This is a genomic window from Pseudomonas cremoris, from assembly GCF_014230465.1.
Genome location: NZ_JAAXCY010000015.1, coordinates 1 through 21,919, shown reverse-complemented (window position 1 = coordinate 21,919; position 21,919 = coordinate 1). Strand labels below are relative to the sequence as shown.

Here is a 21,919-nt window from a genome sequence, read left to right as displayed (position 1 = left end):
TTTAGCTCAAGCACCCACAGCCACCGCGCGACCCGCCGGAAGCGGTCGTGGTGGTGGTACGGGTGAGGTGCATCTGAATAAGGTTCATGGCCCGATCATGCTGGGACAGGCACGGGGCTGTCAACGGGGACTAGGGTGTTTCGTACAGCCTCTAGGAATTCGTCTGACAAGGCACTGCCTCTTGTCGCACGTGCAAGGGTAACGGCGCCGACCATCATCGCGTACTTGGCCAGCATGGCCTGGCGGTCGTCATCCTGAAGCTGGGCAAACACTGCCAGCGACGCTTCGACGCCGTCAATAAAGGCCTGTTGCAACGCGGTATCGGCGGGTTCGTGGCACATGTCCGGGGCAAAGGCCGACACCGGGCAACCATCACCGGGGTTGTCACGATGCGCGGCGGACAAATAGGGGCCCAACACGGCCTGGCGGGCGGCGGGTTGATCGTCGCTGCGGCTGATTTTCTCCTGCCAGCCCTGGTTCGCGTGTTCGAATGCTTGCTGGCAAGCCTCGGTCGCCAGCGCTTCCTTGGACGCGAAGTGGCCGTAGAACCCACCGTGAGTCAGGCCGGCAGCGGCCATGACGTCGGATAGGCTGATGCCGTGCAGGCCGCGCTCACGAAACAAATGGGTGGCGGCGTCGACGATGATTTCGCGGTTGAGTTCGGCTTGTTTGCGGGAGACGCGGGGCATGACAGGGTACTCTGGATGAACGGCGGGCACGGTTTGAAAACTACAGGATCAGTCACGATCCTGAAATAGATTTTTAGGGGAATGTATTGTGACTGAGCGCTTTATTTCGACACTTAACTCACTCCACCACTGTGCTTCAGGGAGTAAGGCAATGACCAGATTTCTACTGTTATTGACACTGGTACTCAGCGTCTCAAGCTGCGGCAGTGTGGATGTGAACCGTTATGCGGATCAGCAACCGGCATTGAACCTGGAGCGTTTTTTCAGCCAGCCCGTCAAAGCGTGGGGCATGTTTCAGAAACGCAGCGGTGAGGTTGCCAAGCGTTTCGAGGTCAACATTGTCAGCCGGCGCGAGGGCAACAACCTGATTCTCGACGAGCAGTTCCTGTACAGCGACGGCACCCGCCAACGCCGCGTCTGGGTCCTCACGCCAGAGGGCGATGGGCGCTGGAGCGGTCGCGCGGGTGATGTGGTGGGTGTCGCCAAGGGCCAAGTCGCGGGAAACACCTTGCGCTGGCGTTATCGCCTGAACCTGCCGGTCGACGGCTCGACCTACGAAATGAGCATGGACGACTGGATGTATTTGATGGACGAGGACACGTTGATCAACCGCACCAGCATGTCCAAATTGGGGGTAGAGGTCGGTCAGGTGACATTGTTCTTCCGTCGCCAGGGCGTCGGAGCGAGCCAATGAGCCGCGGTTACTGACCTTGATTGACCCGTAGACGTCGGCCGACAGCGGCCATTTCTTTGCCTACGATGGAGAACGCCTACCCTGGTAGGCAAGGAGTGAGCATGAACCTTCAGACCCTCACCGAACATGCGGCCAACAGTGAAGTCCGCGAGCTGGAGCTGCTGTCACTCGAAGGTGGTTTCTACCTGGCACGAATCCGCCTGGATCACGGCCAATTCACATTGCTTGATCATGCGGCTAAACCGATGCACCTGCGTTCGATCACGCACCTGCGTGACTTGCTGCAGACCGTCCCGGCATTTCCTTGCGTGCTGGTACAGCAATGCGCGCACGACGAAATGTGCGGCCGGGACTCAGGGCCTGTCGAAGAGCTGCGCACTCCGTTTTCGCTTACCCCGCCATTATGAATCGGACAACGCCGAGCCTCATCGAATTGCCTTTCGACCGGTTCTGGCCGGTAGCTGCCTGTAGTAGGGAACCAAACACCATCTACGCCGCAAGCGAGGACAACGGCCGCTTTGGTTATCGTGGCGCGCGATTGCTGGCCCCGCATGAGTGATGTCAGAATGAACCGCCGTGCCTTGCACGCTCAACGATAAGCGCGATTCACGGACTATCACCATGCCTAGCCTCTGTTGCTGTTCTAACACGCCAGGACCGTCGGAGAAACTTCTCTTGGTTTGGCTGCGCCGACTGCTGTGTTTTTTGCTGGTCTGGGGTCAGGCTGCGTGGGCGGTTCCTGGCGCTCAACAGAATGGCGCCGAGCAGGTGATTGATGTACAGCTACGTTGGAAACATCAGTTCCAGTTCGCGGGCTACTATGCCGCCATCGCAAAGGGCTATTACCGCGAAGAAGGACTGGACGTGCGCTTGCACGAAGGTGGTCCCAACGTCACACCGGTCGAAGAAGTGCTCTCTGGGCGTGCCCAATACGGCGAAGCCAACAGTGAATTGCTCTACGCACGTCTGCATGGAAAGCCCTTGGTAGCGCTGGCGGTGATTTTTCAGCATTCACCTTCCGTGCTCGTGGCTCGCACAGACCAAGGTATTCGCACTGTGCACGACCTGATCAGCAAGCCGTTGATGCTGATGGATGCACAGACCGATGCTGATTTTCTGGCGATGTTCCGTAGCGAGGGTATACCCCTCGAAAAACTACAACTGCTACCCAGCAATTTTCAAATTGGGGATCTGGCCAGCGGTAAGGTGGCGGCGTTCAACTCGTACCTGACCAACGAACCCTTCTACCTGCAAGAGCGGGGCGTGGATTACAACATCATCTCGCCCGTCACTTATGGGATCGACTTCTACAGTGACATCCTGTTCACCAGCCAGGCCGAGATTGACGAAAATCCACAGCGGGTAGAGGCCTTCCGCCGCGCTACCTTGCGCGGCTGGCGTTACGCGATGGATAACCCCGAGCAAATCATAGACCTGCTGCTCAATCAGTATTCGGTGGAGAAAAGTCGCGCGCACTTGCAATTCGAAGCTCAAGCCATGCGTCCGCTGGTGGTATCTGACCTGATAGAGATCGGTCATATGAACCCAGGGCGTTGGCAACGAATGGCTGAAACTTTTCTCGAGCTGGGTATGGTTGACAATATCGCCGGTCTGGAAAACTTCATTTACGATCCAAACCCGCCACAGCTCGTCGAGCGGCTGCGCAAGACCATTGTGCTGATCAGTATTGGCTGTGCGCTTGTCCTTATGTTCGCTCTGGTTCTGTTAAATGCCCAGCGCCATCTGCGCAACGAGATCAAGTTACGCAAACTGGCTGAAGAGGAAGTACACAAGCTGGCCTTCTATGACAGCCTGACTGGCTTACCCAATCGAAATAGTTTTATTCCCTTTGCGAGTCAGAAGCTGCTGGCCGCAAAGAGCCGTGGAGAACATCTGGCCCTGTGCTATATCGACTTAAATCACTTCAAGCAGATCAATGATCGTTTTGGCCACCAGGCAGGCGATGCCATCCTGATCCATGTGGCCACGGCCATCAAATCCAATATTCGCGAGTTCGAAATAGCCGCGCGCATGGGCGGTGACGAATTCGTAGTGCTGCTCGACGGCGCGCATCATAGAAGCGATATCCAGCGCATCACCCAGGATATCTGCAAGGCCGTTGACCTGCCCATTCCATGGAAAAACAGCCAGATCAAGGTCAGCGCCAGCCTAGGGGTGGCGTGGTATCCGAAAGATGGCGAAGGTCTGGATGATCTGATTTTCAAAGCCGACACCGCCATGTTCCAAAGCAAAGCAAGTATCGCTGCCCAGGCTTGAGGCTGCTTGTGTGGTGCCCCTGCGAAAAGACTTGGTAGTTATAAACCATTGCACCACTGCGGTTTGCGTGTGCGTCGTCCTTCGCATGACGCTTTCACGACCTACAGCGAGAATCACCCCTGGGTGCGAGCAGTCATAAGGCCACAACTCCATTCTGTTAAAGCATACGCTGACGCTCCAACACCAAAATACGCGACAACAGCTCATCCCTGTCCACATAGCACCCCTGCAAATGCCGCACGCCCGAAGTCGGGTCGAAAGCATCGCGGGCGTGCAGGCTGCGGCGGTTGTCGAAACACCACAGTTCACCCTCATTCAAGCGCCGGCGAAACTGAAAGCGCGGTTCGCGGCTCAGTTCGATAAAGCGTCGATAGGCATGGTAGAGCGCGGGCATCAACTGTGGTGCGGTGGTGAACGGGCCGCGCAGAAAGTTCGCCATACGGACTTCGGCTATTTCCCCGCGTGCGTCCAGCGCAATGATCGGTGCCAGGCAGCGGTAGTCGCTGTTGCGGTCCTTGTTGCGAAATTCCACCGGGATTTCGCACAGGTGGCGGAACGCTGCCGGGTCCTCTTCCTGCAGTGCCCTGGCCACGCTGAAACCATCGACAAACAAGCTGTCGCCGCCGCTGGCCTGGTTGATCAGGCAGTGCAGAAATTGCAACCCAGGCTGCAACTCACGGGTTGGCAGGTCGGTGTGCAAGGGCAGGTTAAACGGGGTGTAGGCGTTGCTGTCGGCATCCGCCTTGGGCTTGACGTTGAATAGCACACCAAAATTGCTTTCGCGGATAAACGAAATACGTTTGGCCAGCGCAATCAGCGACTCGGGGTCGGTGGGCACGTTACGCACTTGGGTCAGGCCGATATCGCGCAGCGCCAGCAACCATTGCAGCAATATCTCGGGTTCCTCCATCACGCCTTGGTAGTCGAACACCGGCAGGTCGAGGTCATGGTGCCAATAGTGTTTTTGCCCGCGGCGCTCGAGCTGTTCCTGGCGCGAGGCATCGTCATAGGCATGGGCGCGCAGCCAGCCGGGTTCAAAACGGCTGCGGTGGCCGTCTTCCCAGTTGATCAGCAGCAGGCCCTCGGGGTCGATTTCGGCGCTGTGGGGGCGCAGGTTTTCCGGTACGTCGGCAATTTCGAAGACTTGCTCTCGAGTGACGCCATACACGCACTCCGAGCACGGGCAGTTGTCCCGCAGCCACAGGTAGTGAAAGGGGCTCAGGCGCTGGTCCGCCCATTTGACGTGCACCTGGTCTTCCAGGCACTCGACCGTCTCCAGCGAGCTGATCAGGGGGTACACGCGATAATCGGCAATCGAACTCATGGCTATCTCCTCAACAATGAAGTGTGGTGCAGCGGGGGCGTTCGATTGAGGTCTCAGGGCGTGTAGGGTTCGCCGTTGTAGGTGGTGACACCGGCCGTCCAGCGCTGGTGATCGTCGGGGTGGTTTTTCAGCCACTCGCGGGCCATGTCCTGGGGTTTTTGCCCCGCCAGGATCGACACCATCATTGCGCTTTCGCTGGCGGTGGTGAAGGTCAGTTGATCCAGCAAGCGCTGGACGTTGGGGCAGCGCGGGCCGAACGCCGGCGTGGTGACGGTCCACACCTGGGCCGCGCCTTCCTGTGGGCCGAGGGTGTCGTTGCTGCCGGTGAGGTATTGAATGTCGAAGTTCACATTCATCGGGTGCGGCGCCCAGCCGAAGAACACGATTGGGGTCTTGCGGTTCACCGCGCGTTGCAACTCGGCAAGCATGCCGGCCTCGCTGGATTCAACGATGCGAAAGCCCTTCAAACCGAATTGATCGGTGTCGATCAAGGCCTGCAATTGCTGGTTGGTCGCCGAGCCGGCCTCGATACCGTAGATCTTGCCGCCCAGGGCATCCTTGAAGCGGGCGATGTCGGCGAACGTTTTCAGGCCCTGGTCAAACAAGTATTTCGGCACGGCCAGGGTGGCGTTTGCATGGGTCAGGTTGGGCGCGGCGGAGACGGTGATCTGCTGGTTGTCTTTCAGGGATTGGATTTCGGCGTTCATCAACGGGTCCCAGTAGCCGAGGAACACGTCGAGTTTCTTGTCCTTGAGACCGGTGAGGATGATGCTTTCCGAGGCGAAGGTTTGCTTCACGTCGTAGCCCATTTCACTCAGCAATTGCTTGGCGATGGCACTGGTGGCCATCACATCCGTCCAGTTGGCGACGCCCATTCTGATCTGCTTGCAGGCGCTGTCCGGGGCTGCTAGCAGTGAGCCGGAACACAACATCAGGGTAAACACACTCAGGTAGCGGGGCACGGTGCGCATTGTTCATTCCTCCAGGCTTGATTGGGCAGATGCTTGTTAACGGTTATCCGGAGCTTTGTTTTTATTGTCAGCAACACGTAATAGGGCAAGACACTGCGCATAGCTGCGAGTTGAGGCGAACATAATCCCTACTGAAATAGATTTCAATAACACTAGTGAAATAATTTTCAGTAGTTGCGTGGATCCCAGCCATTGCTTTTCTCGCAGGTTTCCGAGATTATTTTGTTAACCAGAGGTTTTTCGTAAACCAATGGTTAACAACAATAACCCAAGAGACCGCCGATCGTGAACACCTTCCTGAAATTGCCTGCCGATTTTTGTGCCGATGTCGAACGCGCTCACACGCTGCCGGCTGCGTATTACACGCAACCACAGGTGTTTGAGCAGGAGAAAGAGGCGATCTTCGCCAAGAGCTGGATCTGTATCGGTCATCGCAGCGAGGTGGCCGAGAGCAACGCCTACATCACCCGGGAAATTGTCGGCGAAAGCATCATTGTCGTGCGCGGCCGCGACGCAGTGCTGCGGGCCTTCTATAACGTGTGCCCACACCGTGGCCACCAATTGCTGACCGGCAGCGGCAAGGCGAAAAATGTCATCACCTGCCCGTACCATGCCTGGGCGTTCAAGCTCGACGGCGAACTGGCCCACGCGCGCAATTGCGAAAGCGTCGCCGACTTCGACAAAGACAACTCCAGCCTGGTGCAACTGCGGGTCGAGGAGTACGCGGGGTTCATCTTCATCAATATGGACAACGCCGCCGGTACCGTCGAAGCGCAACTGCCGGGACTGGAAACCAGTATGCGCGAGGCCTGCCCGGTGATTGACGACCTGCACCTGGCGGCGCGGTTTGTGAGTGAAACGGCGGCAAACTGGAAGTCCATCGTTGACAACTACCAGGAGTGCTACCACTGCGCGCCGGCGCATCCGGGGTTCTCCGATTCGGTGGATGTCAGCCAATACACCCATACGTTGTTCCAGAATTGGTCATTGCAGTTTGGGCGGGCGAAATCCTCCGAGCGCTCGTTCCAGTTCGACGACACGGGCGATGCGGCGAAGTATTCCGGCTATTGGATCTGGCCCTGCAGCATGTTCAACATGCCACCGGGCGGCAACTTCATGACGGTGATCTACGAGTTCCCGGTGGACGCCAACACCACCCTGCAGCATTACGACGTGTACTTCCTGAACAAAGACATCACCCCCGAGCAGCAAGCGCTGATCGAGTGGTACCGCGACGTGTTTCGCCCCGAAGACCTGCGGCTGGTGGAGAGCGTGCAGCGCGGCCTGAAGTCCCGTGGTTATCGCGGCCAGGGCCGGATCATGACCGACAAGGCCCGTAGCGGCCTGAGCGAGCATGGCATCGCGCACTTCCACAACATCATCGCCCGTACCCAGCACAGCGACTGAGCAACGGTAACCCTGCAAGTGAGGTGAGTGATGGCTGACAAATACCAATGGTTCAAGGTGAAGGTGCTCGGGGTTGAGCAACAGACGCCGCTGATCAAGCGTTTTACCCTGGCCCGTGAAGACGGCCAGGCGCTGCCGGCGTTTACCGGCGGCAGCCACGTGATTGTGCAAATGCAGGAGGCTGACGGGCGTCAGCACAGCAATGCCTATTCGCTGCTGAGCGACCCGGCGGACACGCGCCATTACCAGATTGCCGTGCGCCTTGAAGACCCGTCCAAAGGCGGTTCGGCGTTCATGCATCGCCAGGTCGAGGTCGGCACGGTGCTGACCCTTTCCAGCCCCAACAACCTGTTTGCCATTGACCCAAGCGCGGCGCGGCATGTGCTGATCGCCGGCGGGATTGGCATCACGCCGTTCCTGGCGCAGCTCCCCGAATTGCGTGCGAGCGGGGCGGATTACCAACTGCACTACGCGTTCCGCAGCCCCGAACACGGTGCATTTCACCCTGAGTTGATGGCCGGTCCCCACGCCGAACGCACGCGGCTGTACATCGACAGCCAAGGCCAAACGCTCGACATCCACGCGTTGATCGCCGGGCTGGACGACGCTGCGCACTTGTATGTGTGCGGCCCCCGGCCGTTGATCGATGCGGTCATCGACACCGCCCGGCAGTTGGGTGTAGCGGACAGCCGCGTGCATTGGGAGCAGTTTGCTGCGACGACGCCTGCAAACAGCGGTGCGTTCAGCGTCACCCTGGCGCGCTCCGGTCGCGAGTTGTGGGTGGAGGAGGGCATGAGCATCTTGCAGGCCATCGAAAGCGCCAAGGCCGCGACCGTGGAATGTCTGTGTCGGGAGGGCGTGTGCGGCACCTGTGAAACGCAGATTCTGCAGGGTGAGGCGGAGCATCTGGACCAATACCTGAGTGACGAGGAAAAAGCCGCGCAAAAAACCCTGATGATCTGTGTGTCCCGTGCGCGAGGCGCATCGTTGGTGTTGGACCTGTAGCTGCATCGGTGTTGATCGAGCCCGCGAAAGCGGGCTTTTTATTGAATTTAATTTCAATAGTGATCTGTTTGTTATTGAATGAAATTTCAGTATGGCCTAGGATTGCCACAGCCTGACAAGAACAAGATGAGGTGTTGCAGTGCCAGTTTTGAAAGACACAACCTATTGGCTCCAGAAAGCCAAAGACCTGCGCCTTGAGGGCCGGGCGTTTATTGATGGGGCCTACGCGCACGCCGATGACGGGGCGACCTTCGGTTCCTACAGCCCGATTGACGGTGAGCCGCTGGCGCAGGTTGCGCTGTGTGCCAGCGCCGATGTCGACAAAGCCGTAGCGGCGGCAAGGCGCAGTTTTGAGGCCGGCGTCTGGTCGGGCCTGGCGGCGCGTGATCGCAAAGCCGTGCTGCTGAAATGGGCGAGCTTGCTGGAAACCCATAGCGACGAGCTGGCCTTGCTTGAGTCTCTGGACAGCGGCAAGCCTATCGCCGACACCACCGGCGGTGACCTCCCAGGGACGATTTATTGCCTGCGCTGGTTTGCTGAACTGATCGACAAGGTCCACGGCGAAGTGCCCGCCACTGAGCCTGGCTTTTTTGGCACCGTGACCTGTCAACCTCTCGGTGTGGTGGCGGCGGTGGTGCCGTGGAATTACCCCCTGTTGATGGCCGCCTGGAAGTTCGCCCCCGCGTTGGCCGCGGGTAACAGCGTGGTGCTAAAACCGTCGGAAAAGACCCCGCTCAGCGCGCTGCGTATCGCCGGGTTGGCCCTGGAGGCCGGGGTGCCTGCAGGCGTATTCAATGTGTTGGGTGGCGACGGCGCGACAGGCCGGGCGCTGAGCCTGCATGGCGATGTCGACTGCATCGCGTTCACCGGTTCCGGGGCGGTCGGTCGGGATATCGCCAGGAATGCCGCTACCTCCAACCTCAAGCGTGTCTGGCTGGAGCTGGGAGGCAAGTCGGCGAATATCGTCATGGCCGACTGTGCGGACATCGGCCAGGCCGCACGCTCCGCCGCCGCCGCGATTTTCGCCAACATGGGCCAGGTGTGCAGCGCCGGTTCACGGCTGCTGGTGCAACGCTCGATAGCCGACCGGTTGATCCCGCTGCTACTCGATGCCACCGATGCTTATCAGCCTGGCCATCCGTTGGACCCCGACAGCGTGACCGGCGCCATCATTGATCGCGCGCAGTTCGAGCGGGTCTGCCAGTACATCGCGTTGGGCCGGCAGGAAGCGCAGCTGCTCAAGGGCGGCAACCCGTTGTCGGTGGTCGGGGAGGGCGCTTACCTGGAACCGACGATCTTTCTCGCCGAAGACGCATCGGCACGCATCGCCACTGAAGAGATCTTCGGCCCGGTGCTGGTGGTGATGCTGTTCGACACCCTCGAAGAATCGATCGCGATCGCCAACAGCACCGAATACGGGCTGGCGGCGGCCATTTGGTCGTCCGACCTGAAGACTATTCATACCGCCACCCGCCAACTCAAGGCCGGCACGGTGTGGGTCAACTGTTATGACGAACTGGTGGACATGAACTTCCCGTTTGGCGGGTTCAAGGAGTCCGGCAATGGCCGGGATAACTCCGCCCACGCGCTCGGCAAGTACACCGAGTTGAAATCAACCATCACGCGTTGCGGTTAAGGTGAGTCCCGTGCAAAACACTCTTTCAGCGTTGAACCCACAGAAGTGGACCGTTCCCCTGCCAATGGAATATGGCCCTGGCGCCCGTCGGCAACTGGTCGAGCTTTGCCGCGAATTCAACATTTCCCGGCCGATTATCATCACCGACCAAGGCTCGTTGAACCTGCCCTTTGTCGGTGAGATGCAGCGCAGCCTGACCGACGCTGGCCTGGCATGCGGCCTGTACGGTGGCATCGAGCCCAACCCCACGGACACCTCGGTTATCGCCGGTGCCGCCGCGTTCCGCGAGTGGCGCGCCGACGGCGTTATTGCGTTGGGTGGCGGCAGCGGCCTGGACGGTGGCAAAGCCGTGGCGTTGATTGCCCAGCAGCAGCGTTGCGACCTGTGGGCATTCGATTTCGACCAGCCCGTGCCCATCGGTTTTGGCAGCGCCGATTTCCCGCCGGTGATCACCATTCCGACCACCGCCGGCACTGGCGCCGAAACCGAAAGCACCGCGATGCTCACCGACACCGCTCGCGGCATCAAGGGCTGTGTCTGGCATCCTCGGGCGCGGCCTTCGGCGGTGATCCTCGACCCGGAACTGACCCAAAGCCTGCCCGCCAACCTGACTGCGTGGACCGGCTGCGATGCAATTATCCATGCCCTGGAAGCCTACTTTGTGCCCAGCTTCAACCCCCTCAGCGACGGCGCGGCGCTTCAAGCCCTGAGCCTGCTCTGGACTTCGATCGACACCGCCGTCGCCCAGGGGCAGAACCTTGAAGCTCGCGGCAAGATGCTGATCGGTTCATGCCTGGCCGGCGTGGGCTTTCTCAAGGGGCTGGGGTTGGTGCATGCCCTCAGCCACATGGTCGGCGCGACCTATAACACCCATCATGGCTTGACCAACGCGATCATCCTGCCGGTGGTGCTGCGGTTCAACCAGACCGACATCAGCCCACGCCTGACCCCCGTGGCCCAGGCTCTCGGTCTGCCAGACGCCGGTTTCGAAACGTTCTACACCGCCATCTGCGCCAAGCTCGACCACCTCAATATCCCCAAATCCCTCTCGGCCCTGGGTGTGCAGCACGCCGACATCGGCGTGATCGCGCGCAAGTCCATGGGCGATCCCGCACGCTTGACCAACCCCCGCGACAGCTCCGTTGAGCAACTTGAGCAACTGCTGGCCCAGGCGATCGACAAGGCCCGCGACTGATTGACCCGCTGTACCGCTTTGCCGTGCAACCAAACCAATAAAAAAAGGTGCAACTCACATGTCTGCCTCTCCCCAAGTCGCGTCCAAGGGACGCCTGAACCTGGAAACCCGCTCCATCGATTACGTGCCGCTCGCCGAGCGCCATGGCAAGGCCTGGCACTTGTGGCCGATCTGGTTTTGCGGCGAAGCTCACCTCACCACGCTGGCTGTCGGCATCATCGGCGTTGGCATGGGTGCCAACCTGTTCTGGTCGGCGGTAGCGATTTTCCTCGGGTGTGCGTTCGGCACGCTGTTCATGGCTGGGCACTCCACTCAAGGCCCGCAGATGGGCCTGCCGCAACTGATCCAGTCGCGCCCGCAATTCGGTTATTTCGGTGCGCTGCTGGTGTATGCGGTGGCGATCGCCACGTATGTGGGCTACAACGCGTTCAACCAATTGCTGGTGGGACAAACCCTGCACGAACTGTTCGACGCGCCGGAACATGGCTCGGCCATCGCCTTTTCGTTGCTGGCGATTGTCATGGCAATTGCCGGCTACAACACCTTCCACAAGGTGCAGCGGGTGCTCGCGTTTGTATTGATTGGCGTGATGCTGGTGTTCACCGTCGGCCTGGTGTTCCTGGTCAAATTGCCGGCTGAGCAGTTGAGCGTTTCCGGGTTCAAGGCCACGCCGTTCCTGGCGCAGTTTTTTGTGGCTGCTGCCTATCAACTGAGCTGGGCGATTTATGTCTCTGACTATTCGCGATACCTGCCGGCGAATGTCAGCGTGAAATCTTCGTTCTGGTGGACCTACCTGGGCGCCATGATTGGCGGCGTGTGGATGATGTTGATCGGCGCCCTGGCCGCAGCGTTGAGCCCAGGCCAGAACCTGGCCAAAGGCCTGGTGATGCTCGGCAACCTGCTGTTCAGCGGCTTTGGCGAGTTTCTGTTGATCCTCGCCGTGCTCAGCCTGGTCACCAGTGCCGCACAGAACTTCTACGGCGCATCCATCACCCTGTTGAGCATTGCCGACACGATCAAAAGCCAGACCTCAACCCTGTTCAAACGCATCGTTTCGATGCTACTGGTGGGCGGTACTGCGATTGCCATCGCGATGACGGCATCGGATAACTTCGTGAAGGACTTCGGCGACTTCCTCGCGATCCTGCTGTACCTGTTTACACCCTGGACCGCGATTAACCTGGTGGATTTCTACAAGGTGCGCCACGGCAAATTCTCGATTACCGAGATCTTCAAGCCCAACGGCATCTATGGCCGCTGGAACTGGCGCGGGATTGGCGCCTATGTGGCGGGGTTCGTGGCGATGCTGCCGTTCTCCAGCACCGGCTTGTACACCGGCTATGTCACCACGCTGCTGGGCGGTGCGGACATCAGCATGTTGGTAGGGCTGGTGGTGTCGGCGCTGGTCTACGGTCGGTTGTGCCGCTCGCAGAACATCGCGCAGGAGCTGTCGCGCATCGAGGTGCTGGACAAGGACCTGGAAAGCGGCCTGCAAGCCGGCTGAAGCACAGGCTCACGCCTCACCGCCTGCAATGGGCGGTGAGTGCGCCCTTGTAAACCCGTCTCCCGCTGATTTCCTGCCACTCATCGCGCAAAAAGTTGCTAAATTGACGCCTCGTTTAAAGCCCTGGCCTTGATCCTCGTCGTTGATGGACGCCAAGGAATGGATTTTTAGGATGGCTCGATGAGTGAAGACAGTTTCGCGTTTCGCCTCAAGGAGCTTCTGGAACACAAGAAGTTGACGCTGCAAGCCGTCGCGGGAGCGCTCGGCGTGTCGCGCACGGCTGTCCATAAGTGGACCCGTGGGGGGGAAATCGACTACGACAACCTGCGCAAATTGTCCGGGCTGTTGGACGTCAACTGGATCTGGCTGCGCTATGGCGCACAGGCCCAGCAAGACGTGCAACACAGCCCGCCGCAAGCGCTGCCCATGACCGAGATGCGCCGCAAGCACACCGCCCAGATCATGGAGAGCGAGGCGCGCATGAAGCTCGCCCAGGAAAACGCACGCATCGTGACCTGGGAGTGGAACCTGCTGACCGACGAGGTCACCTATTCAAGCAACGTGCAGGCCGTCTACGGCTGGCCCGTCAAGCACAACGAAGACTTCTGGAGCCATATTCCGCCCGACGAAGTGCCGGCCTTGCAGGCGGTGTTCGAGCGGTCCATCGGCAGCGGGCAACCCTGTGACACCGACTTTCGCATGCTGACCCCAGAAGGCGAGGTGCGCTGGATCTCATCGCGGGCCACGCCGTTGCTGGACGACGCCGGTCGCGCCCTTAAAATGATCGGCATCAGCATGGACACCACGGCTCGCAAGGTCGCCGAAGACGCTGTGCGCCACAGTGAAGACCGGTTGCGCATGGTGTTTGAGCTGGCGGACGAAGCCATGGCGTTTATCGATGTTGATGGACGTTGGCTGACGGTGAACCCGGCGTTCACGCAGTTGAGCGGGTACGCGATTGACGACCTGATCGGGTCCAACGTGAGCACACTGCTGCAACCTGGCGCGCCGCTATTGGCGTCTATCGTGGCGTCGCCGTTGAAGGTGCACGAGCAAGTGGCCCAGTTGCGACACAAAACCGCTGCGCCCGTGCCGGTCCGCCTCAAGGCCCGGCTGCACCTTGAGCAGATTGTCATGGTCCTTGCCGCCGTTTGATGGCGATTAATGTTGCGTAAACACAGGTTGATGTATGAGCACTGAGTCAGAAGGGATTGCCGTCAAGAAACGCCGCACCCGTATCGAGCCCGAAATGCGCCGCAAGGCGATTATCGAGGCGACGATGCAATGCATCACCCGCTACGGCCACAGTGGTAGCACCCTGGAGCGGATCTGCGCGCAGGCTGGAGTGTCGATCGGCCTGATCGGGCATCACTTTTCCAGCAAGGAAGAGTTGATGCTGTCGACCTACCAGGAGTTGACCGACCAACTGCGCGAAGAAACCCGCAAATACCTGGAAGCCCAGGGTGGCACCCCAGAAGACCGCTTGCTGGCGATTATTCGTTCGTCGTTTCGCGGGCAGATTTTCAACGAGTTCATCCTCACCACCTGGTTGGGCTTCTGGGGCGCAGCGGTGTCCTCCGAGCAGCTTCGCGCACTGAACAAAAAGCTCTACGCCGATTACCGCAAGGAGTTGGAGTCGGTGTTCAAGGCCATCGCCCAGCAAAACCGCACGCAAATCGACGCCAAGGGCGCCGCCCTGACCATTACCGCGCTAATCGATGGTTTCTGGTTGGAGTGGGCCCTGGACCATAAAGCCTTCAGTCCAAAAAAGGCCGAGAAGTGCTGTATCACGACCGCCCAGATGTTCGTGAAGAGTGCAGAGCCGCTTCAATCCTGACGGCCGGCACGGCCTGCAATCGCGCGAAATCAATAGGATTTCGCCGCCTCGGGGCCTGCCAGGACAACTGTTCCGATAAACCGTTCCTCAGCTAAGTCTTTGCTTATTCACAAGAATCCCGGACAATCGCGCCCCTTCTATGGCTGGGGCGCTGCCTGTCAGGTTTTTCTGACTCGTCCCGGCCGTGTAAATGCGGAGATCCGACCGGATGAATGATCAGGCCAATAGCGTCGACGAACGCTATGCAACGACACCTGCAACTCTCACAAGCTGGAGCCGCCAGGACACCACCTGGATGCTTGGCCTGTTTGGCACCGCTATCGGCGCCGGTACTTTGTTCCTGCCGATCAACGCAGGCTTGGGTGGCTTCTGGCCGCTGCTGATCCTGGCGGTACTGGCCTTCCCGATGACGTTCTTCGCTCACCGCGGCCTGACCCGCTTCGTCCTTTCCGGTCGTGAAGGCTCCGACATCACCGACGTGGTCGAAGAGCACTTCGGCATCAAGGCTGGCGCGCTGATCACCTTGCTGTACTTCTTCGCGATCTTCCCGATCCTGCTGATCTACAGCGTGGCCCTGACCAACACGGTCAGCAGCTTCATGGAACACCAACTGCACATCATGCCGCCGCCACGCGCGATCCTGGCGTTTGTGCTGATCCTTGGCCTGCTGGCCGTGGTGCGTTGCGGTGAGCAGGTGATCGTCAAGGCCATGAGCCTGATGGTGTACCCGTTCATCGTCGCCTTGCTGTTCCTGGCCGTGTACCTGATCCCGCATTGGAACGGCGGTATCCTCAGCACCGCCAGCGTGGTCCCTGAGCCGTCCGCATTGCTCAGCACCCTGTGGCTGGCGATTCCGGTGATGGTGTTCTCGTTCAACCATTCGCCGATCATCTCGGCCTTTGCCGTTGACCAGAAGCGCCAGTACGGCGCCCACGCCGATGAGCGCAGCTCGCAGATCCTGTCGCGTGCGCACCTGCTGATGGTGGTGATGGTGCTGTTCTTCGTGTTCAGCTGCGTGCTGACCCTGTCGCCGGCACAACTGGCGGAAGCGAAGGCGCAGAACCTGTCGATCCTGTCGTACCTGGCCAACCACTTCGACAACCCGACCATCGCGTTTGCCGCGCCGTTGATTGCGTTTGTGGCGATTGCCAAGTCGTTCCTCGGCCATTACATCGGCGCCAGCGAAGGCCTCAAGGGCCTGGTGGTCAAGACGGGGCGCCGCCCGGCGCCGAAGACCCTGGACCGTATGACTGCTGCGTTCATGCTGGTGGTGTGCTGGATCATTGCCACGCTGAACCCGAGCATCCTCGGCATGATTGAGACCCTGGGTGGCCCGGTGATCGCGTCGATTCTGTTCCTGATGCCGATGTATGCGATCCGTAAGGTTCCGGCGATGGCCAAGTACCGGGGGCAGGCGTCCAATGTGTTTGTCACGGCGGTGGGGCTGGTGGCGATTACTGCGTTGATTTATTCGCTGTTGTCCTGATAACGGGCGGTAACGATGGAGGCCGATTCGCGTACAGCGAGTCGGCCTTTTTTGTGCGCGCAGCATGGGTGTAAATCAATTCAAACTGTGGGAGCTGGCTTGCCTGCGATAGCTATCTGTATGGCGCTGGAGCTTTTTGGTCGGAGTACATATCCATTGCTGCGGTTACGACTACTTAGGGTTCCGCTCTTACAGCGGCTCACTTTTGGAAAAGAGCCCCAAAAGTAAGCAAAAGGGCTCTTGCCCCAACACTCGGCACCTCGCCTAGGCTCGGTGTGCGCGTAATCCGACATGGATTTGGGGGGCCGCCGCCACGCGCCATCCATGGCGCGGGGCGGCTAAACCGGCATCCCTGCCGGTTTACCCCCCAAATCCATGTCGAATTCCGGCCAGCGTGTTTAACGGGGCGCCTCAGATCAAGATCAAAAGCCAGAGCCAGAGCCAGAGCAGAGCCAGAGCCAGAGCAGAGCCAGAGCAGAGCAGAGCAGAAGCCTCCGTTTTCGGTAGGCTCTGCCGAGGCCAGAAGTTATGTCGATACCTGCGCTGTAATGAGGGCTAAGCTTGTCGGCTGACTGCTGCTCTTTTTGGAGGTATCTATGGCTCGGCCCCGTCCGCAGCTGGTGACTGGCAAGCTGGAAAAACTGCACCCCACTCAACTGACGGTCGGCATGGCTGAAGTGGCCATCAAGCGTGAGGCCTGGACCAAGCTCAAGCGCAAGGAGCGCGCCGCTGCGCTGGATAAGCACTGGTTTCCTTGCGTATTGGGGCCTGACGAGCGCTATTACATTACCGATCACCATCACTTTGGCCTGGCGTTGCTGCAGGAAGAGGTCAAGAGCGTGTCGCTGTTGATGCTCAAGGATTTGTCGTTTGTCGAGCGCAGCACGTTCTGGAATGTCATGGCGTTCAATCAGTGGGTGCATCCCTATGACGCGCGTGGGTTGCGGCGTACCTACGAGGCGATTCCCCGTAAAATCACCGACCTGCAGGACGATCCTTACCGTAGCTTGGCGGGCCTTTTGCGTACTGCCGGCGGTTACGCCAAGGATGCGACGCCGTTCAGTGAGTTTCTCTGGGCGGATTTTTTCCGCAGCCGTATCGGCAGCGACGTTGTCAGCCAGCCAAACGCAAGGCTGCTGGGCAAGGCCATGACAATGGCACGCAGCCAGGAAGCGCGTTATTTACCGGGATGGGTTGGGCCGATTGAAAACTGAATCCATTCCCTCGGTCATTCCGCCACCCAACCGCACCCAGGACCTACTCGCCGGGCTTTCGATTGCCGGTCTGCTGCTGCCGGAGGCGGTGGCGTATTCCAGCATTGCCGCACTGCCGCCCCAGGCCGGGGTGATTGCCTTGTTTGCGGGGCTCGTGTGTTACGGCCTGTTCGGCACCAGCCGGTTTGCAATTGTCTCGGCCACGTCGTCCTCGGCGGCGGTGTTGGCCGCTGCAACCGCCAGCCTGGCAGGGGACGACCCGTCGCTGAGGCTGTCGCTGGCCTTCGGGTTGGTGTTGGTCACCGGCGTGTTTTTCCTGTTGGCCGGACTCTTCAAGTTGGGTGGCGTCACCTCGTTCATCGCCAAGCCGGTGTTGCGTGGGTTTGCCTTTGGCCTGGCGCTGACGATCATTCTCAAGCAACTGGCCAGTGTGGTGGGCGTGCACCTGGCCGACAACAACCTGATCCGCTTCCTGCCGCAATTGCTCGAACAGTTACCGCACTGGAACTGGCCCGCCGCGCTGGTGGCCGCTGCTGCGTTGGCGGTGTTGTGGCTGTGCGCGCGCATACCGCGTTTGCCGGGCGGGCTGCTAGTGGTATTGCTGGGGATTGTCGGCGGGCAGTACCTGAACCTGGAGGCCCATGGCGTGGTTTTGATCGGCATAATCGACCTGCGCCTGGAGCTTGGGCATTTCCCCGTGTTGCCGTTCGCCGACTGGTTGCGCCTGGGTGAGTTGGCGTTTGCTCTGGTGATGATCCTGTATGCGGAGTCCTACGGCTCGATCAGCTCGTTCGCGCTCAAGCACGGCGACCGTGTGTCGTCTAATCGTGACCTGCTGGCATTGGGTGCGGCCAACCTTGTCTCTGGGCTGTTCCACGGCATGCCGGCCGGTGCCGGGTATTCGGCGACGTCGGCCAATGAGGCGGCCGGTGCGGGCTCGCGGTTGGCCGGTATCGTGGCAGCACTGGTGGTGCTGGTGATCGTATTGACGGTATTGCCGTATGTCGCACTGACCCCGGAGCCGGTACTCGCCGCCATTGTCATCTACGCGCTGGGGCGCGGCCTGAGCCTGCAGCCCCTGGGTCGCTACTTCCTGTGGCGGCGTGACCGCTTGCTGGTGATCTGCGCGGTAGCGGCAGTGTTGGTGTTGGGTGTGTTGGACGGTTTGTTGTTGGCGGTGGCCATCAGCGTGCTGTTGATGCTGCGCCAGATGTCTTCTGCGGATATCCAGGTGCTTGGCCGTTTGGGCGACAGCCATGACTTTGTTGATCGCCAGCATCATGCCGATACGGTCGACGTGCCCGGTGTGCTGATCGTGCGGCCCAGCGAGGCACTGTTTTTTGCGAATGCCGAACGCATCCTCGGTGCGGCCTTGCGGCTGATGCGCCAGTCGCCGGTGGATGCGGTGGTGTTAAGTCTGGAAGAGTCACCCGACCTGGATGGCACCAGCATCGAAGCGCTGGCCGCGTTTTTTGCCCAAGTGCGCGGGGAGGGCAAGCGCCTGGTGCTGGCCCGTGTGCGGCATGCGGCCCTTGAGGTATTGCAGGCGTTGCCCGAGGCGCAGGCCCCGCAGGTGCTGCTCAGTGCCTTGAGCGTGGACGGCGCGGTGCAGTTGGCCAAATCCCAGGCATAAAAAAACGCCGCGTACCTTGCGATACGCGGCGTTCGTTACATCAACACCTTAGGCTTGAATCACCGGGATGTTGGCGCTTGCTGCGATTTTGCGGAACTCGGCGATCTGGTCGAAGTTCAGGTAGCGGTAGACGTCACTGGCCATGGTGTCCAGTTTCGCTGCATAACCCATGTACTCTTCGACAGTCGGCAGGCGACCCAGAGTGGAAGCGACTGCCGCCAACTCGGCCGAGGCCAGGTAGACGTTCGCGCCGTCACCCAGACGGTTCGGGAAGTTACGGGTCGAAGTCGACACAACAGTCGAGTTCGGCTCTACACGTGCCTGGTTACCCATGCACAGCGAGCAGCCCGGCATTTCCATGCGCGCGCCAGCCTTGCCGTAGATGCCGTAGTAGCCTTCTTCGGTCAGTTGGTGAGCGTCCATTTTGGTCGGCGGCGACAGCCACAGACGGGTTGGCAGCTGACCCTTGACCTGTTCCAGCAGCTTACCGGCAGCGCGGAAGTGACCAATGTTGGTCATGCACGAACCGATGAACACTTCGTCGATCTTCTCGCCAGCAACGCTCGACAGCAGACGAGCGTCGTCTGGGTCGTTCGGTGCGCAGAGGATTGGCTCGTTGATTTCCGACAGGTCGATCTCGATGATTTCGGCGTATTCCGCGTCGGCATCGGCAACCATCAGTTCAGGGTTGGCAACCCAGGCTTCCATCGCTTGGGCGCGACGTTCCAGGGTGCGCGCGTCGCCGTAGCCTTCACCGATCATCCAGCGCAGCAGGGTGATATTGGAGTTCAGGTACTCGGTAACGGACGCTTCCGACAGCTTGATGGTGCAACCGGCAGCCGAACGTTCAGCCGAGGCGTCGGACAGCTCGAAAGCTTGCTCCAGCGTCAGGTCGTTCAGGCCTTCGATTTCCAGGATGCGGCCGGAGAAGGCGTTCTTCTTGCCTTTCTTCTCTACGGTCAGCAGACCCGACTGGATCGCGTAGTAAGGAATGGCATGAACCAGGTCACGCAGGGTGATGCCAGGTTTCATCTTGCCTTTGAAGCGCACCAGGATCGATTCCGGCATGTCCAGTGGCATTACGCCAGTGGCTGCGGCGAACGCGACCAGGCCAGAACCGGCCGGGAACGAGATGCCCATCGGGAAACGGGTGTGGGAGTCACCACCGGTACCGACGGTGTCCGGCAGCAGCATGCGGTTCAGCCAGCTGTGGATGATGCCGTCGCCTGGACGCAGCGATACACCGCCACGGGTCATGATGAAGTCAGGCAGGGTGTGGTGGGTGGTCACGTCGATCGGCTTTGGATACGCCGCGGTGTGGCAGAAGGACTGCATTACCAGGTCGGTCGAGAAGCCCAGGCACGCCAGGTCTTTCAGTTCATCACGGGTCATAGGACCGGTGGTGTCCTGGGAGCCCACGGTGGTCATCTTAGGCTCGCAGTAGGTGCCTGGACGAACGCCTTTGCCTTCTGGCAGGCCGCACGCCTTGCCAACCATTTTCTGCGCCAGGGTGTAGCCCTTGCCGGTGTCGACAGGTGCTTCTGGCAGCTTGAACAGGTCGGTAGGGCCCAGGCCCAGTTCGGCACGGGCCTTGTCGGTCAGGCCGCGACCGATGATCAGCGGGATACGGCCGCCAGCACGAACTTCGTCCAACAGGACCGGGGTCTTCATTTCGAAGGTGGTCAGGACTTCGTCGGTGCCGTGTTTGCAGACTTTGCCAGCATGCGGGTACAGGTCGATCACGTCGCCCATGTTCATGTTGGTGACGTCGAATTCGATTGGCAGTGCGCCAGCATCTTCCATGGTGTTGTAGAAGATTGGAGCGATCTTGCTGCCGAAGCAGAAGCCGCCAGCGCGCTTGTTCGGCACGTACGGAACGTCGTCGCCGAAGAACCACAGTACGGAGTTGGTCGCCGACTTACGGGACGAACCGGTACCGACCACGTCACCGACGTAGGCGATCGGGAAGCCTTGGCCGCGCATCTCTTCGATCTGCTTCATCGGGCCGGTCTTGCCTTGCTCGTCCGGCACGATGCCTTCGCGAGCCATTTTCAGCATGGCCAGGGCGTGCAGCGGGATGTCAGGACGGGACCAGGCATCCGGTGCAGGGGAGAGGTCGTCGGTGTTGGTTTCGCCGGTGACCTTGAATACGCGCAGGCTGATCTTGTCGGCCAGGGTAGGGCGGTTCTTGAACCACTCGCCGTCAGCCCAGGACTGGATCACGGCTTTGGCGTGTTCGTTGCCGTTCTTGGCTTTTTCAGCCACGTCGTGGAACGCATCGAACATCAGCAGGGTGTGCTTGAGCTGAGCAGCGGCAACCGGTGCCAGCTCGGCGTCGTCCAGCAACTCGACCAGGGTCACGATGTTGTAGCCGCCTTGCATGGTGCCGAGCAGTTCAACAGCGCGTTTTTTGTCGATCAGGGGGGAAGTGGCTTCGCCCTTGGCCAGGGCAGACAGGAAACCGGCCTTGACGTAGGCAGCTTCGTCAACGCCTGGTGGAATGCGGTTGGTGATCAGGTCAACGAGGAATTCTTCTTCGCCAGCCGGAGGATTTTTCAGCAGCTCGACCAGGCCTGCGGTTTGTTCGGCGTTAAGCGGCTGGGGAACGATACCCAGGGCTGCACGCTCTTCGATATGTTTGCGGTAGGCTTCAAGCACAGTTATTACCCTCATCAGTGGTCCCACGGGACGCTCATCCAGAAATGAACGGCACGCATGCGCTCGGGGGCTTTTTGGGCCGCAAAGCCAGCGCTGCCGGCATTCCTCACAGAAGCTGCTTTCAAAGTTTTACGCCTGCAGAACGGAGCTGATGAGGGTTGGCGAGGGTTTTGACCTACCGGGTCAACACCTTCGCCAACACCGTTCTGAAGGAACGACTGTGCTCGTGACGCTTTGAAAACAGCTTCCAGCGGATTATTGGCGCCTTACAAGGCCGGATGATTCTACGGCAAAAAATTTCTAAAGGTAAGTTGCCTAACCAAGTTTGCAGGGTGATGAAGGTTAGACAAAGGGCTAACATGGCGCATTGTTTCGCTGATTTGCGTGTC

General features: G+C 59.8%; 17 protein-coding genes. 13 read left to right on the top strand and 4 right to left on the bottom strand.

What is annotated here, in order from left to right:
- Window positions 1-95: 95 nt before the first annotated feature.
- Complete coding sequence (locus HF257_RS29465) at window positions 96-689, bottom strand: TetR/AcrR family transcriptional regulator (protein ID WP_185705573.1); 594 nt, start codon at window positions 687-689, stop codon at window positions 96-98.
- 151 nt (window positions 690-840) lie between these two features.
- Here HF257_RS29465 and HF257_RS29460 point away from each other — a divergent pair, with 151 nt between their 5' ends.
- The 3 genes from HF257_RS29460 (at window position 841) to HF257_RS29450 (ending at window position 3,660) form a co-directional block, all read left to right on the top strand.
- Window positions 841-1,383, top strand: coding sequence for a DUF3833 domain-containing protein (locus tag HF257_RS29460; RefSeq protein ID WP_185705575.1), 543 nt, complete (start codon window positions 841-843; stop codon window positions 1,381-1,383).
- A 101-nt stretch (window positions 1,384-1,484) separates the two neighbouring features.
- Complete coding sequence (locus tag HF257_RS29455) at window positions 1,485-1,790, top strand: DUF6482 family protein (RefSeq protein WP_185705577.1); 306 nt, start codon at window positions 1,485-1,487, stop codon at window positions 1,788-1,790.
- 268 nt (window positions 1,791-2,058) lie between these two features.
- On the top strand, window positions 2,059-3,660 hold the full coding sequence (locus HF257_RS29450; protein ID WP_233100302.1) for an ABC transporter substrate-binding protein: 1,602 nt from the start codon (window positions 2,059-2,061) through the stop codon (window positions 3,658-3,660).
- A gap of 157 nt (window positions 3,661-3,817) precedes the next feature.
- On the opposite strand, the gene HF257_RS29445 is transcribed toward HF257_RS29450, so the two are convergent.
- Together HF257_RS29445 and choX are read right to left on the bottom strand one after the other, a co-directional pair.
- On the bottom strand, window positions 3,818-4,984 hold the full coding sequence (locus HF257_RS29445; protein WP_185705581.1) for a gamma-butyrobetaine dioxygenase: 1,167 nt from the start codon (window positions 4,982-4,984) through the stop codon (window positions 3,818-3,820).
- A 53-nt stretch (window positions 4,985-5,037) separates the two neighbouring features.
- The gene (choX, locus tag HF257_RS29440) at window positions 5,038-5,955 is read right to left on the bottom strand and encodes a choline ABC transporter substrate-binding protein (RefSeq protein ID WP_185705584.1); all 918 of its coding nucleotides are present in this window, start codon (window positions 5,953-5,955) and stop codon (window positions 5,038-5,040) included.
- Between the two features lie 285 nt (window positions 5,956-6,240).
- Here choX and HF257_RS29435 point away from each other — a divergent pair, with 285 nt between their 5' ends.
- The 10 genes from HF257_RS29435 to HF257_RS29390 all read left to right on the top strand — a co-directional run bounded on the left by HF257_RS29435 (window position 6,241) and on the right by HF257_RS29390 (window position 18,872).
- Window positions 6,241-7,362 carry an aromatic ring-hydroxylating oxygenase subunit alpha gene (locus HF257_RS29435; RefSeq protein WP_185705586.1) on the top strand — a complete coding sequence of 374 codons (1,122 nt, stop codon included), beginning with the start codon at window positions 6,241-6,243 and terminating at the stop codon, window positions 7,360-7,362.
- Window positions 7,363-7,392: 30 nt separating this feature from the next.
- Window positions 7,393-8,367, top strand: a complete 975-nt coding sequence (locus HF257_RS29430) for a PDR/VanB family oxidoreductase (RefSeq protein ID WP_185705588.1) — start codon at window positions 7,393-7,395, stop codon at window positions 8,365-8,367.
- Between the two features lie 139 nt (window positions 8,368-8,506).
- Complete coding sequence (locus HF257_RS29425; RefSeq protein WP_408635754.1) at window positions 8,507-10,003, top strand: aldehyde dehydrogenase family protein; 1,497 nt, start codon at window positions 8,507-8,509, stop codon at window positions 10,001-10,003.
- 10 nt (window positions 10,004-10,013) lie between these two features.
- Window positions 10,014-11,198, top strand: a complete 1,185-nt coding sequence (locus HF257_RS29420; RefSeq protein ID WP_185705590.1) for an iron-containing alcohol dehydrogenase — start codon at window positions 10,014-10,016, stop codon at window positions 11,196-11,198.
- A 58-nt stretch (window positions 11,199-11,256) separates the two neighbouring features.
- Window positions 11,257-12,702 (top strand): purine-cytosine permease family protein, encoded by a 1,446-nt coding sequence (locus tag HF257_RS29415; RefSeq protein ID WP_185705592.1) that lies wholly within the window; start codon window positions 11,257-11,259, stop codon window positions 12,700-12,702.
- A 180-nt stretch (window positions 12,703-12,882) separates the two neighbouring features.
- Complete coding sequence (locus HF257_RS29410) at window positions 12,883-13,857, top strand: helix-turn-helix domain-containing protein (RefSeq protein WP_185705594.1); 975 nt, start codon at window positions 12,883-12,885, stop codon at window positions 13,855-13,857.
- 34 nt (window positions 13,858-13,891) lie between these two features.
- Window positions 13,892-14,539 carry a transcriptional regulator BetI gene (gene betI / locus HF257_RS29405; protein WP_185705596.1) on the top strand — a complete coding sequence of 216 codons (648 nt, stop codon included), beginning with the start codon at window positions 13,892-13,894 and terminating at the stop codon, window positions 14,537-14,539.
- Window positions 14,540-14,747: 208 nt separating this feature from the next.
- Entirely contained in the window at window positions 14,748-16,025 is a 1,278-nt protein-coding gene (locus tag HF257_RS29400) for a serine/threonine transporter (RefSeq protein WP_185705598.1), read from the top strand.
- 596 nt (window positions 16,026-16,621) lie between these two features.
- The gene (locus tag HF257_RS29395; protein WP_185705600.1) at window positions 16,622-17,239 is read left to right on the top strand and encodes a ParB-like protein; all 618 of its coding nucleotides are present in this window, start codon (window positions 16,622-16,624) and stop codon (window positions 17,237-17,239) included.
- The gene (locus HF257_RS29390; RefSeq protein ID WP_198913520.1) at window positions 17,229-18,872 is read left to right on the top strand and encodes a SulP family inorganic anion transporter; all 1,644 of its coding nucleotides are present in this window, start codon (window positions 17,229-17,231) and stop codon (window positions 18,870-18,872) included. Before HF257_RS29395 ends, HF257_RS29390 begins: the two co-directional genes overlap by 11 nt.
- A gap of 48 nt (window positions 18,873-18,920) precedes the next feature.
- On the opposite strand, the gene acnB is transcribed toward HF257_RS29390, so the two are convergent.
- Window positions 18,921-21,530, bottom strand: a complete 2,610-nt coding sequence (gene acnB, locus HF257_RS29385) for a bifunctional aconitate hydratase 2/2-methylisocitrate dehydratase (protein WP_185706316.1) — start codon at window positions 21,528-21,530, stop codon at window positions 18,921-18,923.
- Window positions 21,531-21,919 lie beyond the last annotated feature (389 nt).

What these genes read in the sequence shown, in the direction of transcription:
- HF257_RS29465 (WP_185705573.1), bottom strand. Translation starts at nt 689, where the DNA reads ATGCCCCGCGTCTCCCGCAAACAAGCCGAACTCAACCGCGAAATCATC.
- HF257_RS29460 (WP_185705575.1), top strand. Translation starts at nt 841, where the DNA reads ATGACCAGATTTCTACTGTTATTGACACTGGTACTCAGCGTCTCAAGC.
- HF257_RS29455 (WP_185705577.1), top strand. Translation starts at nt 1,485, where the DNA reads ATGAACCTTCAGACCCTCACCGAACATGCGGCCAACAGTGAAGTCCGC.
- HF257_RS29445 (WP_185705581.1), bottom strand. Translation starts at nt 4,984, where the DNA reads ATGAGTTCGATTGCCGATTATCGCGTGTACCCCCTGATCAGCTCGCTG.
- choX (WP_185705584.1), bottom strand. Translation starts at nt 5,955, where the DNA reads ATGCGCACCGTGCCCCGCTACCTGAGTGTGTTTACCCTGATGTTGTGT.
- HF257_RS29430 (WP_185705588.1), top strand. Translation starts at nt 7,393, where the DNA reads ATGGCTGACAAATACCAATGGTTCAAGGTGAAGGTGCTCGGGGTTGAG.
- HF257_RS29415 (WP_185705592.1), top strand. Translation starts at nt 11,257, where the DNA reads ATGTCTGCCTCTCCCCAAGTCGCGTCCAAGGGACGCCTGAACCTGGAA.
- HF257_RS29410 (WP_185705594.1), top strand. Translation starts at nt 12,883, where the DNA reads ATGAGTGAAGACAGTTTCGCGTTTCGCCTCAAGGAGCTTCTGGAACAC.
- betI (WP_185705596.1), top strand. Translation starts at nt 13,892, where the DNA reads ATGAGCACTGAGTCAGAAGGGATTGCCGTCAAGAAACGCCGCACCCGT.
- HF257_RS29400 (WP_185705598.1), top strand. Translation starts at nt 14,748, where the DNA reads ATGAATGATCAGGCCAATAGCGTCGACGAACGCTATGCAACGACACCT.
- HF257_RS29395 (WP_185705600.1), top strand. Translation starts at nt 16,622, where the DNA reads ATGGCTCGGCCCCGTCCGCAGCTGGTGACTGGCAAGCTGGAAAAACTG.